At 68.3% G+C, this 16,669-nt stretch carries 15 protein-coding genes; 8 read left to right on the top strand and 7 right to left on the bottom strand.

Going from position 1 to position 16,669, the window contains the following annotated elements:
• Positions 1-197 precede the first annotated feature (197 nt).
• Genes ACWFRU_RS30120 through ACWFRU_RS30110 form a run of 3 tightly spaced genes read left to right on the top strand, consistent with a single transcriptional unit; the run spans position 198 to position 4,197 of the window.
• Positions 198-2,315, top strand: a complete 2,118-nt coding sequence (locus ACWFRU_RS30120) for a helix-turn-helix transcriptional regulator (RefSeq protein ID WP_453691267.1) — start codon at positions 198-200, stop codon at positions 2,313-2,315.
• Complete coding sequence (locus ACWFRU_RS30115) at positions 2,312-3,289, top strand: hypothetical protein (protein WP_453691266.1); 978 nt, start codon at positions 2,312-2,314, stop codon at positions 3,287-3,289. The genes ACWFRU_RS30120 and ACWFRU_RS30115 overlap by 4 nt, the downstream gene beginning before the upstream one ends.
• Positions 3,286-4,197: a DUF6339 family protein gene (locus ACWFRU_RS30110; RefSeq protein WP_453691265.1), complete on the top strand. Its 912-nt coding sequence runs from the start codon at positions 3,286-3,288 to the stop codon at positions 4,195-4,197. Before ACWFRU_RS30115 ends, ACWFRU_RS30110 begins: the two co-directional genes overlap by 4 nt.
• Positions 4,198-4,209: 12 nt before the next feature.
• Here the strand turns inward: ACWFRU_RS30110 and ACWFRU_RS30105 are convergent, their stop codons facing one another.
• The 4 genes from ACWFRU_RS30105 to ACWFRU_RS30090 form a co-directional block, all read right to left on the bottom strand.
• The gene (locus ACWFRU_RS30105) at positions 4,210-5,547 is read right to left on the bottom strand and encodes a DNA cytosine methyltransferase (RefSeq protein WP_453691264.1); all 1,338 of its coding nucleotides are present in this window, start codon (positions 5,545-5,547) and stop codon (positions 4,210-4,212) included.
• A gap of 19 nt (positions 5,548-5,566) precedes the next feature.
• Positions 5,567-5,968, bottom strand: coding sequence for a very short patch repair endonuclease (locus ACWFRU_RS30100; RefSeq protein ID WP_453691263.1), 402 nt, complete (start codon positions 5,966-5,968; stop codon positions 5,567-5,569).
• 38 nt (positions 5,969-6,006) lie between these two features.
• Positions 6,007-7,002 (bottom strand): DNA cytosine methyltransferase, encoded by a 996-nt coding sequence (locus ACWFRU_RS30095; RefSeq protein ID WP_453691262.1) that lies wholly within the window; start codon positions 7,000-7,002, stop codon positions 6,007-6,009.
• Positions 7,003-7,118: 116 nt separating this feature from the next.
• Entirely contained in the window at positions 7,119-8,135 is a 1,017-nt protein-coding gene (locus ACWFRU_RS30090) for an SEC-C metal-binding domain-containing protein (protein WP_453691261.1), read from the bottom strand.
• Positions 8,136-8,339: 204 nt separating this feature from the next.
• On the opposite strand from ACWFRU_RS30090, the gene ACWFRU_RS30085 reads away from it, so the two are divergent.
• From ACWFRU_RS30085 to ACWFRU_RS30070, 4 genes are all read left to right on the top strand, one after another.
• Entirely contained in the window at positions 8,340-9,143 is an 804-nt protein-coding gene (locus ACWFRU_RS30085) for a class E sortase (RefSeq protein WP_453691260.1), read from the top strand.
• 297 nt (positions 9,144-9,440) lie between these two features.
• Positions 9,441-9,761 carry a DUF6412 domain-containing protein gene (locus tag ACWFRU_RS30080; RefSeq protein ID WP_453691259.1) on the top strand — a complete coding sequence of 107 codons (321 nt, stop codon included), beginning with the start codon at positions 9,441-9,443 and terminating at the stop codon, positions 9,759-9,761.
• Between the two features lie 117 nt (positions 9,762-9,878).
• The gene (locus ACWFRU_RS30075; RefSeq protein WP_453691402.1) at positions 9,879-10,655 is read left to right on the top strand and encodes a YidC/Oxa1 family membrane protein insertase; all 777 of its coding nucleotides are present in this window, start codon (positions 9,879-9,881) and stop codon (positions 10,653-10,655) included.
• A gap of 103 nt (positions 10,656-10,758) precedes the next feature.
• Entirely contained in the window at positions 10,759-11,616 is an 858-nt protein-coding gene (locus tag ACWFRU_RS30070; protein ID WP_453691258.1) for a fumarylacetoacetate hydrolase family protein, read from the top strand.
• A 73-nt stretch (positions 11,617-11,689) separates the two neighbouring features.
• Here the strand turns inward: ACWFRU_RS30070 and ACWFRU_RS30065 are convergent, their stop codons facing one another.
• The 3 genes from ACWFRU_RS30065 to ACWFRU_RS30055 form a co-directional block, all read right to left on the bottom strand.
• Positions 11,690-12,892: an IS110 family transposase gene (locus tag ACWFRU_RS30065; protein WP_453691257.1), complete on the bottom strand. Its 1,203-nt coding sequence runs from the start codon at positions 12,890-12,892 to the stop codon at positions 11,690-11,692.
• A 355-nt stretch (positions 12,893-13,247) separates the two neighbouring features.
• On the bottom strand, positions 13,248-13,733 hold the full coding sequence (locus ACWFRU_RS30060) for a heme-degrading domain-containing protein (RefSeq protein ID WP_453691256.1): 486 nt from the start codon (positions 13,731-13,733) through the stop codon (positions 13,248-13,250).
• A complete protein-coding gene (locus tag ACWFRU_RS30055) occupies positions 13,730-14,842 on the bottom strand; it encodes a Gfo/Idh/MocA family protein (RefSeq protein ID WP_453691255.1) in 1,113 nt (370 codons plus the stop codon). The genes ACWFRU_RS30060 and ACWFRU_RS30055 overlap by 4 nt, the downstream gene beginning before the upstream one ends.
• Positions 14,843-14,898: 56 nt before the next feature.
• Between ACWFRU_RS30055 and ACWFRU_RS30050 the strand changes: the two genes are divergently transcribed.
• Positions 14,899-16,233 carry an ROK family transcriptional regulator gene (locus ACWFRU_RS30050; RefSeq protein ID WP_453691254.1) on the top strand — a complete coding sequence of 445 codons (1,335 nt, stop codon included), beginning with the start codon at positions 14,899-14,901 and terminating at the stop codon, positions 16,231-16,233.
• The last annotated feature ends 436 nt before the right edge of the window (positions 16,234-16,669 follow it).

Below are 16,669 nucleotides of genomic sequence, written 5' to 3'. Positions count from 1 at the left end.
GGTGTGTGTCTCCGTCGTCTGTGTGGTGTGTGTGGCTCTCGCCACCCGGCGCCCGCCGCGGCTCCGGCCCCGCGGGCGCGCGGGGGCCCCCCCCCCCCCCCCATTCCTTGTCAAATCTTCTGCCAGAACTGTCAAATTCCGTTGCTAGCCTGGTCCGTGACAGTACGTACGCGCGACGCGAGCAGCGAGGGGCTGAGGTGGCCGAGGAGTACGGACAGTGGCTGGGGCGGCATTTGAAGCGCCGTGGTATGACGCAGAGCGAGTTGGCGGAACAGGTCGGTGTCACACGAGCCGCCGTCTCCACATGGGTGTCGGGAAGGGTCACCCCGCGCGCCGATACTCTGCGGCGGATTGAGGTTGCAATTGGTGCCGGTACAGACATTAAGACGCCGGAAGTAGGCACGGAGCGGGACGACGTACTCATCGGGCAGAGGCGCTCCTCGGTCGCTCCGACTTGGTATCACCGCCCCGCGCACCAGGATGGCGGTCGAGAATACGGAAACGCCGCGGCATTCGCCTTTGATGCCGACCTGGGTGTCCTCGCCCGTGAGACGACGCAGAACAGTCTCGACGAGGCGCTCGTGGGCGCGGACGGGACGGTCCGCGTGCGCCATGTACTCCACGAGATCTCCGGAGAGAGGCTGGATCGCTTTAAATCGGCTATCCAGTGGGAATCACTGCGTCGTCACTACGAGTCTGTTGCGGGCAGCAACCAGAAAACGGCCCGCGTCTTGAAAAGTGGCTTGAAGGAGATGGAACAGGAGAACGGTCGACTCATTCTCCTGAGGATCGATGACTTTAATGCCCGTGGGCTGACCGGTGACGACTATGGGGACGGTCGCTTCGCGGCGGTAGTGCGCCGGCAACTGGACAGTCACAAGTCGTCTACAGGAGCGGGTGGTTCGTACGGACTTGGAAAGGCGACACTCTGGTCCGCGAGCAAACTCGGAATTGTGCTGATCAACAGCACGCTCTCCGAACCGTTGAGCGGCCGGAGTGAGCGTCGTGTCATCGGCCGTGCCGATCTTCCGTGGCACGAGCTGAGCCACGTTCCCTTCGCCGGCCCTGCCTGGTTCGGCATGCCCGACCCCGCGCGGGGCGACGCCACACGATCTTGGTTCGCCGACAGCGCGACAGTTGAGGACCTTCACCTCACGCGTGACGGCGACGAACCGGGGACCTCATTCCTCGTGGTGGCGGCCCACGAAGGCGTCGAGGAAGACGCTGACCTCGAATCGATGCACCAGAGCCTGCTACGGGGGCTGGGGAGGAACTTCTGGGCCTCCCTGGTCGCCACTCCTGACGGACACCCTCTGCTCAAGGCGTCCGTTGTGGCTCTGCGCAATGGCGTGGAGGTGATTCCTGAGACCGAGGTGAAGCCCGAGGAATATGAGCCCTCGCGGGCCCGGGCGCTCAGGGCTTACCTCCAGGGAGCCACGGACGACAGGCTGACCTCCCGGAATTCCGTGATCGTGCGCGAGATTCCCCTGAAAGTACCGGCGTTGAGAGAACCGTCGAGCGCTGAGGAATCCACAGCGGTGGAGCACCGGGCGGTGATGCTCCTCACGCCGGCGGAGGACGATGAGAAGAATCCGAACCAGCTGGTCTGCATGCGCGGAAGTCGCATGGTTGTCATGAGTCAGACCATCAATCCGCCACTCGGCGGCCATCCCTATCAGGCCGTTGTCCTGGCCGGCCGCGCTGCGGGTCGCGATAGCGCCGGAGCGAGAGCGGCGGAACGGTTCCTGCGCACTGCCGAGCCTCCGGACCACAACGCATGGAAGCGCACCGAGGACCTGGTGACCACCTATTCCAGGGGGGCGGTGAAGAGCATCACGGATTTTCGCAGGGGAATGCGCGAAGCCGTGCTCGCCGCGACGGCGCCACAGGCCGGGTCGGCGGAGGGCGAAGCACTCCCGCCCGTTCTGCGTGACATTCTGCGCATCGAGGCACCCAAGGGGCCACCGCGAAACAGCAGGGCGTTCCCGACAGTTGACGATCTGCACGGGCAACTGAACGAGGATGGCGCATGGGATGTCACCGTCGAGGTTGGTCTGCCGCAACGTGAAGACCCCTGGGCCTTGGTACCTGTGCTGCGCTTCGTCACGAGGTCCGGTCCGAAGCCCACAGTCCGATGGGATCGACTCATCTCGGTGAGCAACTGCGAAGTGACATCCGAGGGGGTGTTGCGCATCCGGGCCGGGGCGCGCCGCGCCGAATTCCGCGGCATCACAGATGTGGGAGACCATCCCGTGGCCGGCCACCTGGCGCGAATCGAAGTCGACGTACAGCGGGCCAAGGAGCAGACGCAGTGAAGCAGTTGGTTCCCTACCCGACTCTGCGCCGCTCGGACGGCGAGATCACGTTGGAGGTGCGTGAGGGCCGCGTCGATCAGGAGCCGCTGTCCTTGGAGCTCATCGACGGTCAGGAGCGCATGGTGGCGCTCCATCGCGTCGGATTTGCCGATTGGGAGGTGGCCCGCCTCTCGGTGAGGATGAAAGTTCCGGAGGTCGCGGACGCGGGAGCCAGAGGCTGGTCGGACATCAACGCCGCCGTCGTGATCAGCAACCGGAACTCCCATGCGCGTTCGATGACACAGCTCCGCAGAGAGTCGGCCGGGGTCTGGGTGGGTGACGTCCGCCTCGTGCGCGACGAACACCTCGGGCGCATGGAGCTCTCGGGAGTGGTCGTCGCGACAGTCGACGGCGTAGCGGGCCGGATGGTAGGGGCTCCGGAGGAGCCGTGGGTCGTCGATCTCGATGCGGAGACTCCGACCCGGAAGCAGGACATCAGGACCGTCGAGGTCGACTTCACCGACCCCGACCAGGCCCATCTGCATGCGTTTCGGCAGGACGAGTGGACAATCGAGTGTCTCGGTGAGACCCCAACGCTGTACATCAATACAGCAGTTGAGGGAGTCGCTCAGCTGCTCCGGGCATCAGGGGGCGTCACGCCCGCCGAGGCGGCTCTCCAGAAAGTCGTCGGTGCCAAGCTCGGTACCGACATGTGGATCACGCTGTTCAACACGGCTTGCTGTTCGGTCACGGTCGAGGACGGCGAGCCTCAGTGGCCCGGAGGATGGAGAGACGCCGTTCTGAGGAACATGCTCCCCGATGTATATCCCGAGCGCTCCCCCGATGATGCGCTGCTCGATCTCGTCGAGCGACGCATCGGGGGCGACAGCACGGACCTGCACGCACGTGTGCTGCATGCGGCCGGGCGCCAGGCGAAGGTCGCACGGTCGCTGGGCCAGGCGCTGCGTGAAGTGAAGAAGGGGCGAGCGAAATGAGCATGGCGTCCGTGTATCAGGCAGGTGTGGACATCCCCGGCATGTTGGCGCAGCTCCCAGACGCGGCCGCTCTGCGCGAGTTGAAGGCAGAGGCGCTCCGCGGCACCGCAGCGTTTCCGTCCCGGAAGCTGGATCGTCTAGCCACACCGATGGACGGGGGACCGACCCGCTGGCACGCATCCCCCGTGCGGGAGCTCTTCGACACCGCGATGCAGCGCTTCGACAGGGAGAACGCGGCGAGCTCCGACGCGTGGCTGGCGCCGAGACTTCACGCGGTATTGCGCCTCACCCGGCGCGAGGCCGGTAAGAGGGAGCTCTGGAACCACTTGGCCCTTCGCATCGCGCCGGATTACGTTCTGTGGCGCTGGCTCGGTAACCCCACGGATAAGAACCCCAAGCCCTCCGTGAACCCACGGCGGTTCGTGGGGCCGTACCACGTGCAGGCATTCGCTCGGTTGTGGTGGGCGGCGGAGACCTTCAGAGATGGGGCTGACTACAAACCGGTGGTGACGGCCGGAGGTAACCAGGAGATGTTCAACTCCGCCTTGCGGTTGGAGGTCTTTCTTCACCGGCCAACGACACAGACCATGATTCGGATGCTCCGTGACGGAACGGTCGACAGCACACGAGCCGCCAACGGCCTCATCAAGGCAGTGAATGCGGCGGGGAGCACTGTCCAGTTCGAACTCGTCGCTCAGGATGAACCGCTGGACGCACGAGCCCGTCGACAGTGGATCGACGAACTCGACTCCGCACCACCCGTGCCTCATGACGTATTGCCTCAGGGCCCTGACGACGGCTCCGTGCCGTACATGTCCACGATCACGCTTTTACCGCTCTTTCAGGAGCTGTTCCGCAGTGCGCAGATTCGTGGTAGGAGGCTCGCGGAGGACGGCGAGGAACACTAGACGTGGTCGGGCTCAATTCTGGCGTCGGCCCTCATCGAGGCCGGCGCCGGCGAGCAGCGCCTCGTATACATGCCTGGCAAGCGCCCTGGCCAGCGGCACCGGGACCGCGTTGCCGATCTGGCGACCGATCTGAATTTTACTTCCGCACCACAGGAACTCTCTGGGGAACCCCTGAATTAGTGCTGCCTCGTAATGGGTGAGAGGGCGGTGCTGCTGGGGGTGCAGGTACCGCCCCTTCTCCGGCTTGTAGAATTCCGTGCGAATTGTCACGGACGGCTTGTGCCATTCTAGGCGACCCATGACATCCCCGGATCCACTGATGTGTTTGTCCCAGCTGTCGGTCGATAGGCGCATCGCGTTGGTTCCGGCGTTCGCAATATCTGCCGCGAGTAGATCTTTTCGATTTCGCCCCGGCTTGATGGCGCGATAGCGGGCGAGCGACAGATCCGTCGGAGTCCGACCGATATGCATTTGTACGCTGGTGAACGGTCCGGGAATATTTTCGCGCAGCGTCTGTACTTTTTCGTCGGTCAGCACGCCGAGGTGAGGCACCTTCCGAGACGTACGAACCAGAGCTTCGCCACGCCCTCCAGCGAGTTTGAGCGGGAGGTCCGTCCCCTTCACCTTCGACGGAACCTTGCCTTCCTCTTTCAGGCAATCGTGCAGAGTGCGCCATTTAAGACGTCTGCCGGGTGGAGGGAATAGCCCCTCACCCTTTCGCGGGTCGTAGTAGTCGCCCTTGGGGTATCCGATGTGGCGGCCTTTTCCTCGCACGCCGATGATAATGGTGCGCATGCGGAGCTGGGCTGCGCCGTAGTCCGCCGCATTCAGGATCCGAGGCTCGTCAAGGGTGTACCCGATCCGCTTGAACGCCTTTTTAAGTTCGCTGATCTGATTGCTTGAATTGAATCGATCCACGTTCTCGATGATGAATACGCGGGGTTCCGCCTGCTTCACTACTTCGAAGTACTGCTCCCAAAGGGTGTTGCGGGTGTCATCGGGGTCACCCTTCCCGAGCCCGGAAAACCCCTGGCAAGGCGGGCCGCCGAGGATGACGTCAGCCTTCGGGACAGTCTTCAACCTGACCCATTCCGCAATGTCGCCGTGGAAGAACTGATGTTCAGGAAGGCCGTGGTGCAGCTTTCTTGTGCTCGATGCCCAGTCTTCGAAGTTCGTCATGTAAGTGAATGCGGCGGCGGCATCGATCTCCACGCTCGCCACGGGTGAGAACGCGTGGAATCCGCTCTCCGATTCGATCATTTTGGAGATCTCGAAGAATCCCTGTGTAAATCCACCGCACCCGGAGAACAGGTCGATGATTCTGAAGGGTTGTTGGTTCTCCGAGGTCATGGGTGTGAGTGTAGCCAGCTTATGAGGGTGCTGGGTTCCCTGTCGCTGATCCGTGGTCGCGCAGGTGGTTCGCGACCTCGCGAGCGACGGTCGAGGGGTCCTCGTGCTCCCAGAAGCGCAGGACGACCCATCCTTCGGCTTCGAGGGCGCGATTGGTCTCCGCGTCGCGGCGTACGTTCCGGCTGAGCTTCTCGGCCCACCACGCGGCGTTCACCTTGGGGTAGGTGGCATGGTCGGGGCAACCGTGCCAGAAGCAGCCGTCGAGGAAGACAGCCACCTGCTGCTTGGTGAACGCGATGTCGATGGTGCGCCGTCGTGCGCCCGGAACTGGCAGGTTCACGCGGTACCGGAACCCCTGGGCGAAGAGGAGCCGGCGCACGGCCAGTTCGACGGCGGTGTCGCGATTGCGCTGCTTGCTCATTCGGGCGGACACGCTTGGCGAGGACGGTTCGGGACGGTTCACGGGTGCTGCCGCTCCCGGGAAAGGACCTCGACGATCTGTCGCCCCACAGCTTCCCCCACGGGGGGCGGCGAGGAGTTGCCGATCTGCCGGTAGGCCGAGGTCTTTCGGCCGGAGAGGGTCCAGTCGGACGGGAAGCCTTGGAGTAGTGCGACCTGACTTACCGTGAGTTTCGGCGTCAGATCCGCGGGATCGTCGCGCCCAGGCGTGTCGTCCCCGATGCTGCCCCCGTTCACGCCCATACGGGCCCACTTGTTCTTGGAGCCTGAAGGGCCGAGGTCGGCACCTCCTCGGTTGTCCGAACCACCGACGATTGTTGGTGCTGGCCCATCGGCTTTGGAAGCCCACCGGCAGGCGCCCGGCCAGCCGCGTTGCGTCATCGACGGGTACAGCGTCTCGGCGACTGTGAGAGCAGTTGATGTGAGGGGAGCAGGCCATGCGAAGTGACGGAGGTCATCCGGGGCCATGGCCACCATGAAGGCTTGTCGTCGAACTTGGGGCACACCGAACTTCTGAGCATCCAGTACCGTCCAGTCGACGGAGTATCCCACTTCATTCAGGCTCTCTTCGACCCACTGACGCGTGGTTGCGTACGTGGATGATTCAGCCAGATCCGGAATGTTCTCGATAACGAATGCCCGGGGGAGTATTGCCTGGGCCAGCCATACGGCGGCCTGCAGTAGAAAGGACTCGTGCCCGGATTCTTTGCGCAGCACAGTCGCGGCGGATCGAAGTCGAGGCAGGCCTGCCGCGAGGAGATGGATCTTCGTGTCCGGGTGGAAGAGGTCGGGCCGGTCCTGGGGAAGGAATTCTGTGAAGTCCTCGTTCAGAACGCACCAGTGAGGCCGGTTGAGCAGCAGGGTTCGGCAGGCGTCCACTTTGGTGTCGAGAAGCGCGAGAGGGCTGAAACCCGCCCGTTCCAGACCGAGCGTCAACCCACCCGCACCAGCGCAGACCTCCAATGATCGGTATCCCCTGTTTGCGTGCTCGTCCATGTCCCTCTGCTCGTGATCAATTCGGGCTGAGTCCTGTGGCCAGTACTTCCGTACTCTGCTGGGACTGATGGCGGGCTACGGGAAAATACTGGAGTGCGTAGTCCCGAGACGTTGGGCTAGGGCCTAGTCCCCCCGTGGCACTCCCCATAGCTACGCCCCGACCCGCACCAACAAGCCGCCCCCGCCTCCGGCGGCCACCCCACAGCTCGCCCCCGTGCCGCCAGCGTCGTCGCGTACTGGGGGAGCAGCGATGCGTCCGTGGGGTTTGTGCCCTCTGAGGCTGCGAATGCTTCGTAGGACGGGACCGTGCCTGTCACGATGCCCAGGTTCGGGGTGCCGGAGGCCGACAGCTCGCGCAGTGACTCCTCTATCGTCGACAAGTGGGCCTCGTGGGACGGGTATTCCGATTCCAGGGACGGGTACGCCGTCAGGAGTTCCGTCAGTTCCGTCGCCGGCCAGTGCAGGACCGCTACCGGGAACGGGCGGGAGAGCGCCTCCCTGTATGAGCCCAATTCCGCCTGGATACGGGAGATTTCCGCGCGGAGTTCCGCCGGGTTGTCCGAGCCCAAGGACCAGATTCGCTTCGGGTCGTGCAGTTCGTCCAAGGGGACGGGGGAGGAAGAGACCTCGTCCGCCAGCGCGTCCCATACATCGTGCTCCGCGCCCAGCAGGCGGCGCACCCTGTGGCGGCCGAACAGCAGCGGGCGCTGGTCGTAGGACGGGGTCGACGAGGTGCCCAGCAGGAGTTCCAGTGCCTGGGTGAAGGTTTCCTGCGCTTGGGTCAGCTCGTCGTGGGCCTCCAGCGACTCCGCCACGATCACCCAGGGGGCCGGATCGCGGGGTGTCGCCGCCCGGACTCCGTCGATGATCGCCCTTGCCTCCGCCTCGTGTCCGTACTCCCAGAGGTTCGAGGCCTTCAGGGCGCGGATGAGGGTCGGGGCCGACGCGGGGTGCGGGGCGTCCGGGGCCATCAGGCGGTCGTAGAGCGTGGTCGCGCGGTCGCGTTCGCCCGCCAGTTCCAGGTGGGCCGCGGCCTGGAGCAGCAGGTGCTCGGTGTCCTCGGGGTACAAGCCGGCGGTCCGCTCCAGGCGCTCGGCTTCGGCGATGTGGTCGGCAGGCGTGTCGGGGCGCATACGGGACACCGTACTGCCGAGTGGGGGCGTTGCAGGAGGGTTGGCGTGCAGGCGAGGGCGGATCAGGGTGGATCGGCTTGGCGGCACTTTCGTGCTGTTCGCCGTGCGGGCGCCATGGCTTGTTGGCGGGCTTGGGCTTAGCCTGCCGCCCTCTCGGGACGGGAGGGGACGGGAGGTGCCGGCGTGCGGGAGCGGGTGGATCGGTTGGATCGGGTTCCTGTGGTGGTGCAGCGGCGGCGGGGGCGCGGCGCTCGGCTTGTGTGGGGTGCCGCCGAAGCCGCCGTCACCTGCGGGCTCGTGTTGCTGCTTCTCGTCGCCCATCAGCTCTGGTGGACCAACCGGCAGGCCCGCGACGGCGCCGAGCGCCAGGTTCAGGCCCTTGAGCGCGAGTGGGAGAGGCAGACTTCGAAGGGCTCCCCGCCGTCAGCGGGTGACGCGAGTAATGGGGGCGAGGCGGGGCAGTCGGGGTCCGGGGCGTCGGGGTCCGCCGACCCCGACGCCCCGGACCCCGGCGTAGCCCCTTCCTCCCGCCAGCGACCCGCCCCCACCCCCGACTGGGATCAGGCCTACGCCGTCCTCCGCATTCCCCGCATCGGGATACGGGTGCCCGTCGCGGAGGGGATCAGCAAGGGTGGCGTACTCAACAAGGGGTACGTCGGGCACTACCCGCGCACCGCCCAGCCCGGGCAGGGCGGGAACTTCGCGCTCGCCGGGCACCGTAATACCCACGGTGAGCCCTTCCGGCGCATCGATCGGCTGCGGGGCGGGGACCAGCTCGTCGTCGAGACCGAGCGGGCCGTCTACACGTACGTCGTCGACAGGACGCTCGGCCAGACCTCCGCCCGGGATAGTGGGGTCATCCGCCCGGTTCCCCGCAGCGACGTCAAGACCGGGCACGGGTACAGCGCTCCCGGGTACTACATCACCCTCACCACCTGCACCCCCGAGTACACGTCCAAGTACCGGCTCATCGTGTGGGGGAAGCTGCAGTCCATGCGGCCTCGGTAGGCAGGGGGGTGGGGGCGTGTGGCGCGCGTTGCGGGAAAGTCCCGGTTGAGTGGGGGGCGGTAGCCGCTTGCGTGGGATTTTCTTGCATCGGTGCCTGGTGGTCCCCGACTGTGACCCCGGCCGTGACCCCGACTGTGACCCCGGCCGTGACCCCGGCCGTTATCCTGGCAGCCGTCCGCTCGTCGCGGCCCATCCTGTATAACGGGCAGTACGCGGCACGGCGGCACCCGAGCCGCCGTCGACGACGAGCGGCGCGAGCGAAGAGAGCCGCGAGCCACGGAGAGGGGGCGGGAAGCCATGCAGGACATCTTCCGTGGCTGGAAAGCTGCCCTCCGGCCCACCGGGCTTCTCCTCTTCCTCCTCGTCGAGGTCGTCCTCCTCGACGCGAGCAGCCTCACCGCCGCCGTCGCGCTCGCCGCGACCGCCGCCGCGGGCTCCGCGCTCGCCCTCTGCTCCCTGATCGCCGCGCGTTGCGCGCCCGCCGTGCCCCGCACCCGGGTGCGTACCGCCATCCGCGACCGCGAGAAGCGCACGGCGTTCCTGCCGCAGCGCGATCCCGACGCCTCTGGGCGCAGGCGCCCCCGAGCACCGGGCCGTCTCGTCATGACGGCCGCGTAGGGAGCACCGCACACCCGTAGCTCCCTTCGTGGGTCGTCACGCCGAAAGAGCACCTGCGCTCTTCCCCATTTCCTCGGCACGACGAGACCCTCGGAGGGCTTTTCCATGTCCGGTTTCCTGTCCGGCTTCATGTCCATGTTCGCTGACCTGGTCGGCTCCCTCGCCGACCTTCTCGAACCGCTCTTCCACGCCTCCGCGACGGCCGCCGCCATCGTGCTCTTCACGGCGTGCGTACGACTCCTCGTCCATCCCCTGTCGCGGGCCTCGGCCCGCGGTCAGAAGGCGCGCGCCAAGCTCTCGCCGCAGATCGCCGCGCTGCGCAAGAAGCACGCCAAGAACCCCGAGAAGCTGCAGAAGGCGGTGCTCGAACTGCACGCGGCCGAGAAGGTCTCGCCGCTCTCCGGGTGCCTGCCCAGCATGTTCCAGCTTCCGGCGTTCTTCCTGCTCTACCACCTGTTCTCCAGTGCGAGCATCGGCGGCGAAGCCAACGCGCTGCTCCAGCACAAGCTCTTCGAGGCGCCCCTCGGCGGGCGGTGGAGCGACGCGCTCGCCGACGGCGGGGTCTTCGGGGCGCAGGGGCTCGTCTACCTCGGCCTCTTCGCGATCGTGGCCGCCGTCGCGACCTTCAACTTCCGGCGTACCAAGGCGCAGATGGCCGCATCCGCAGAGAGTGGTGCGGGGGGCGCGGACCAGCAGATGCCCGGCATGGGGGCGATGACTGCGATGACCAAGGTCATGCCGTTCATGTCGTTCATGACCCTGCTCACCGTCGCCTTCGTGCCGCTCGCCGCCGCGCTGTACGTGGTCACCAGCACCACCTGGAGCGCGGTCGAGCGCGCCGTGCTCTACCGGGACATGCCGTACGGCGCCGGAGCGCTGGCTACCGCCGGGTAACGGTCCGGTCCGTGAACAGGGTCTTGCGGGATGGACAGCGACCTTGGAGGATCTTCCAATCCTCCGATGTGAGTGGGCGCGCTCGACCAAAGGGAGATTGACCATGAAGCTGCTGCGAGTCGGTACGGCGGGGGCCGAGCGCCCGGCGCTGCTCGACGCCGAAGGCGCGCTGCGGGACCTGTCGGGGATCGTCACGGACATCGACGGAGCGCTGCTCGCCGACACCGCCGCCCTTGACCGGGTCCGCTCCGCCGCCGAGTCGGGTGAGCTGCCCGTGCTCGACGCGCAGGGGCTGCGGGTCGGGCCGCCGGTGGGCCGGATCGGCAAGGTCGTGTGCATCGGGCTCAACTACCACGACCACGCGGCCGAGACCGGGGCCACGCCGCCCATCGAACCCGTCATCTTCTTCAAGGCGGCGGACACGGTGGTCGGACCGGAAGACACCGTGCTCGTGCCGCGCAAGTCGGTCAAGACCGACTGGGAGGTCGAGCTCGCGATCGTCATCGGGCGCACCGCGCGCTACCTGGAGTCCGACGAGGAGGCGCTCGCGCACGTCGCCGGGTACGCGGTGTCGCACGACGTGTCGGAGCGCGAGTTCCAGATCGAGCGCGGCGGTACGTGGGACAAGGGCAAGAACTGCGAGACGTTCAACCCGCTGGGCCCGTGGCTCGTGACGAAGGACGAGGTGCCCGACCCGCAGGCGCTGTCCCTGAAGCTCTGGGTCAACGGCGAGCTGAAGCAGGACGGGACCACTGCCCAGCAGATCTTCCCGGTGGCCGAAGTGGTGCGCTACGTCAGCCAGTTCATGACCCTGTACCCGGGTGATGTCATCAACACCGGTACGCCGGCGGGCGTGGCCATGGGGCAGCCGGAGCCGAAGCCGTATCTGCGGGCCGGTGATGTTGTGGAGCTGGAGATCGAGGGGCTTGGCAGGCAGCGGCAGGAGCTGAAGCAGGCGTAGCCCTTCGCGGCGGGGGCGCGGCGGGGGCGCGGCGGAATCTTGGTGCCCCCGGGGGGTGCCTCTATGTCTTTCGTCAAGCGAGGCGTGGGGTTCTGGGTTCGTAGAAGGTGCCGTCGCGGAGCATCGCGAACAGCACGTTGATGCGTTGTCGGGCCAGGCGGAGAAGGGCCTGGGTGTGGGTCTTTCCTCTGGCCCGGCATTTTTCGTAGTAGGTGCGGGAGGCGGGGTCGTGCAGGGCGGCGAACGCGGACAGGAACATCGCGCGTTTGAGTTGCCGGTTGCCGCCTCTGGGTGCGTGTTCGCCGTGGATCGACGTGCCCGACGACTTCGTGGCCGGGGCGAGGCCGGCGTAGGAGGCGAGGTGGGCGGCGGTGGGGAAGCTGGTGCCGTCGCCGACGGTGACCAGCAGTGCGGCGGCGGTCCTGACGCCGACGCCGGGCAGCGACGTCAGGACCTTGGAAAGAGGGTGGTCCTCCAGCAGGGCTGTGATCTGGGCTTCAGCCGCCCGTCTTTGTTCGTGAACGGCGCCGAGCGAGCGGGCCAGCGACGGGATCACGACGTCCAGGGTGCCGGTGCCCGGGACCACAACGGTCTGCTCGTCGAGGGCCTCGAAGACGTCGTCGATCAGCCGCTTTGCCATGCGCGGAGCTTTGGGCCGGATTACCTCAACCAGTCTGCGGCGTCCGGCCTTTCGCAGCGCGGCCGGGGATCCGTAGCGTTCCAGCAGCCAGGTGACCGCCTGGTGATCCAGACGCGGGCCCAGGACCCGTTCCAGGGACGGGTGGAACTGGGTGAGCAGGCCCCGGATCCGATTGCTGGTGCGGGTGGCCTCGGCCACCAGGTCCTGGTCGAAGCCGACCAGGACGGTGAGCTCGGCGGTGATCTCGTCGGTCAGCTGAAGCGAGCGCAGTGTGTGCGGCATGGTGCGGGCGGCGTCCGCGATGACGGCCGCGTCACGGGCGTCGGTCTTCGCCTCGCCCGGGTAGAGGTCAGCGATCCGCCGCATCGAAAGGCCCGGCAGGTAGGCGACCTGGCAGCCCGTGTCGCGGGCCACCGTCAGCGGCAGAGCGCCGATCGAGGCCGGCTGGTCCACGATCACCAGGACGGTGCCGAACTTCTCGCGGAGCTTGTCGAAGACCTGCCGCAGCTTCGGTTCGGAGTTGGGCAACTGCTTGTCGAAGACCTTCTTGCCGGACGGGGTGAGTCCGTGTCCGTGGTGAGCACTCTTCCCGACATCCAGGCCCAGGAAGACGCCTATCTTGTCGTACTCGTTCAAGCCGTCCTCCCGAACGGGGTAAGCGGTGCTGGCCTGGGCGTTGGCGTCGTGCGCGCATCCACGTTATGCAGACCTGCCGCCCGCAAGAGGCCGGGCGTTGCGCTCGGCCGGGCGGTAGTCGGACCTCTCATCAGCGTCTCCAACGGCGCCTCTCGGGCCCGGTGGCACCACCCCCCAGGTCATCGCTTCGACAGGGGGGACCAGCCATGCCGGGCCCGGAGGCCAGCGGCCCTCTTGCAGGACCGCGAAGAAGATAACGGGGGAGTCGGCGTGGCCCTCGCCGACTCCACCTGCGGGTGCGTGGTGGCTGGTCGCGCAGTTCCCCGCGCCCTTACGACGGCAGTTCCCCGCGCCCCTACGGCGCGAACCGCTCCAGCGCCTCCACCACCAGCGCGTGGTCCGCCGCCTGCGGAAGGCCCGAGACCACCACCGTGCCGATCACACCCGCGCCCCGCACCGCGATGGGGAACGCGCCGCCATGGGCCGCGTACACGTCCGGGTCGAGGCGCGAGGACTCCTCGAACGTCGTCCCCTTGGCGCGAAAACGCGTGCCGACCAGGAACGACGAGCAGCCGTAGCGCTCGACGACCCGGCGCTTGCGCGCGATCCAGGCGTCGTTGTCCGGGGTGGAGCCGGGCAGCGCCGCGTGGAAGAGCTGCTGGCCGCCGCGGGTGATGTCGATGGCCACCGGGGCCTGGCGCTCCCGGGCCAGCTCGACCAAGAGGCTGCCGAGCGCCCACGCGTCCTCGTACGTGAAGTGGGGCAGGACCAGGCGCAGTTCCTGGGCCTCGAGCTCTTCCACGGTAGGTGCGGCGGGCGTTGTGCTGCTGGGCGTCGTCATACGACCACCGTCACACCGTCGCGGGCCGAGCGGCGTGCCGCCTCCAGGACGTCGAGGGCCGAGGCTGCCTCGTGAGCGGAGACAGGGTTCCGGCCCGTGCCGCGGAGGGCCGCCGTCACGGCCGCGTAGTACGCGGGGTAGTCACCCGGCAGCGTCTTGACCGGGGCGCCGCCGCCGGTCAGCGGGGACTCGCCGGAGCCGACGCGGCCCCACATGCATTCGAGCTCCTCGCCCCAACTGGCCTCGCCGGAGGGGCGCTTGCCGTCGCGCAGGGCTGCTTCCTGCGGGTCGAGGCCGTACTTCACATAGCCCGCCGCCGAGCCGAGCGCGCGGAAGCGGGGGCCGAGCTGGGCGGTGGTGGCGCTCACGTACAGGTGGGAGCGGACGCCGTTCTCGTGGGTGATCGCGATGAACGTGTCGTCGTCGGCCTCGGCGCCGGAGCGGCGGACGTCCGACTCGGCGTACACGGATTTGGCGGGGCCGAAGAGGACCAGCGCCTGATCGACGACGTGGGACCCGAGGTCGTACAGCAGACCTCCGATCTCTTCGGGGTTTCCGGACTCGCGCCAGCCGCCTTTGGGCTGCGGGCGCCACCGCTCGAAGCGGGACTCGAAGCGGTAGATGTCGCCGAGTTCACCGTCGGCGATGAGCTTCTGGAGGGTGCGGAAGTCGTTGTCCCAGCGGCGGTTCTGGAAGACGGAGAGGAGCAGGCCGCGGTCGTCGGCGAGTGCCGCGAGCTCGCGGGCCTCGGCGGCGGTGCCCGCGATCGGCTTGTCCACGACGACCGGGAGGCCCGCCTTGAGGGCGGCGGTCGCGAGCGCGACGTGCGTCTTGTTCGGGGACGCGATCACCACCAGGTCGAGCTCCTCCGCGCGGGCCCACAGGTCGTCGGCCGAGGCGGCGAAGTTCAGCCCGTCGCCGAACTCGGCGCGGGCCTGCGCCTGCCGCTCGGGGTTCGACGTGACGACCGTGTCGAGGACGAGGCCCTCGGTCGCGGCGATCAGCGGGGCGTGGAAGACGGAGCCCGCGAGGCCGTATCCGATGAGGGCTACGCGTAGCGGGGAGCCTGGGATGCCTGCGGTGTCTGTGCCTGTGCCTGTGCCTGTCATGGTTTCCACTTAAGCAACGGTGTTGCCAAAGCGCAAGCGCGTACGACAATGGGGGTGTGAACAGCACTGATGCGAGGGCCGAGAACACCGGTAGCGGGCGCAGGGCGGGCGCCGGAGTGAACCTGCCCGCGCTGCGCGGGCACAACGCCGCCCTCGTGCTCGACCTGCTGCGCACGGCGGGCGAGGCCGGCATCAGCCGTCTCGAACTGGCCGAGCGTACGGGCCTCACGCCGCAGGCCGTCAGCAAGATCACCGCGCGGCTGCGTGCGGAGGGGCTCGTGGCGGAGGCGGGGCGTCGCGCCTCCACGGGGGGCAAGCCGCGCACGCTGCTGCGGCTCGTCCCGGACGCGGGCCACGCGATCGGCCTCCACCTGGACCGCGACGAGCTGACGGCGGTCCTCGCCGACCTGACGGGGCACGTGGTGGCGGAACGCCGGGCGCCGCTGGACTTCGCCGCCGGTGCGGAGGCGGTGGTGGATGTGGCGGTGGGGGTGGTGGGGGAAGTGGTGGAGGAGGTGGTGCGGGGGCTGGCCCCTGGGCCTGTAGCCGGTGAGGTGCCCCCGGCTGGTGAAGTGCCTCCGGCCGGTGCCGGGCAGCTCGGCGCGGCGGGGCTGCCCGCCGCAGGGCTGCCCGCCGCAGGGCCCCCCGCCGCAGGGCCCCCCGCCGCAGGGCTGCCCGCCGCAGGGCCCCCCGCCGCAGGGCTGCACGGCGTCGGGCTGCTCGGGGTCGGTGTCGCGCTGCCCGGCCCGCTCGACCACTCCGCCGGGGTGCTGCACCGCGTTACCGGGTTTCCCGCGTGGGACGGCTTTCCGCTGCGGGACGCGTTCGCCGGGCGGCTCGGGCTGCCGGTGGTCGTGGACAAGGACACCAACGCCGCCGCCCTTGGCCTCGCGCTGGGCGGGGAGGCGGAGTCCTTCGCGTATCTGCACCTCGGTACGGGCCTGGGCGCGGGCCTCGTGCTGGGCGGCGGTCTTTACCGCGGGGCGCGTACGGGGGCGGGCGAGTTCGGCCACCAGGTGATCCAGCTGGACGGCCCGCGGTGCGGGTGCGGCGACCGCGGCTGCGTCGAGGCGCTGTGCCTGGCGGCGGTGGCGCGGGGCGATCTGTACGAGGCGGCGCGGGTCCTGGGGGTGGGGGCGGGCAACCTGGTCAGCCTGCTCGACATCGACCTCGTGCTGCTCGGCGGCCGAGCGGTCCTGGCCGACGAGGACCGCTTCGTACGAGGGGTCAGCACGATCCTCGCCGAGCGCGCGATGCGGGGCGGCGCCACGGAGGTGCCGGTCGCGGTGGCTTCGGGGGGCGACCGAGCCGTAGCGGAGGGCGCGGCCCAACTGGTCCTCGCCCCACTCTTCGGCAGGGCGAACGTGGCGTTTTTGGCGGGGCGGGGGTAGGGGGAGAGGCCGAGTCAGGGGGGCCGGGCTCAGGGGGCCCGGCGACGGGGCGCGTGGACGTGGCGCGCGGCGCCGAGCGGGCCGCGCGCGACGCGGGGCTGCGCCGCCCGGCAACGGGGGCGAGCGCGATTCCCCGGCCCGGCCTGCCCCTTCCCGGCCGCGGCACGTCTGCGCCTGCGGCACGTCTGCGCCTGCGGCACGTCTGCGCCTGCGGCACGTCTGCGCCTGCGGCACGTCTGCGGTTGCGCCGGGTGGTGGGCCCGCGTCCCGAGGTCTGCCCAAGGCTGCTCGGGGCTCGCCCGCATCCTGAGGTGTGGGGTTGCTCGGGGTTCTGCCCGCGTCCTGAGGTGTGGGGTTGCTCGGGGTTCTGCCCGCGTCCTGAGGTGTGGGGTTGCTCGGGGTTCTGCCCGCGTCCTGAGGTGTGGGGTTGCTCGGG

This window comes from Streptomyces sp. NPDC055099, assembly GCF_053607685.1.
The sequence above is the reverse complement of the archived record's forward strand: the minus strand, read 5'-3'. Positions and strand labels throughout refer to the sequence as shown.

Coding starts and splice junctions, on each gene's coding strand:
- ACWFRU_RS30090 (WP_453691261.1), bottom strand. CDS start 8,135: ATGCGCCCCGACACGCCTGCCGACCACATCGCCGAAGCCGAGCGCCTG.
- ACWFRU_RS30095 (WP_453691262.1), bottom strand. CDS start 7,002: ATGGACGAGCACGCAAACAGGGGATACCGATCATTGGAGGTCTGCGCT.
- ACWFRU_RS30110 (WP_453691265.1), top strand. CDS start 3,286: ATGAGCATGGCGTCCGTGTATCAGGCAGGTGTGGACATCCCCGGCATG.
- ACWFRU_RS30105 (WP_453691264.1), bottom strand. CDS start 5,547: ATGACCTCGGAGAACCAACAACCCTTCAGAATCATCGACCTGTTCTCC.
- ACWFRU_RS30055 (WP_453691255.1), bottom strand. CDS start 14,842: ATGACAGGCACAGGCACAGGCACAGACACCGCAGGCATCCCAGGCTCC.
- ACWFRU_RS30070 (WP_453691258.1), top strand. CDS start 10,759: ATGAAGCTGCTGCGAGTCGGTACGGCGGGGGCCGAGCGCCCGGCGCTG.
- ACWFRU_RS30100 (WP_453691263.1), bottom strand. CDS start 5,968: ATGAGCAAGCAGCGCAATCGCGACACCGCCGTCGAACTGGCCGTGCGC.
- ACWFRU_RS30080 (WP_453691259.1), top strand. CDS start 9,441: ATGCAGGACATCTTCCGTGGCTGGAAAGCTGCCCTCCGGCCCACCGGG.
- ACWFRU_RS30060 (WP_453691256.1), bottom strand. CDS start 13,733: ATGACGACGCCCAGCAGCACAACGCCCGCCGCACCTACCGTGGAAGAG.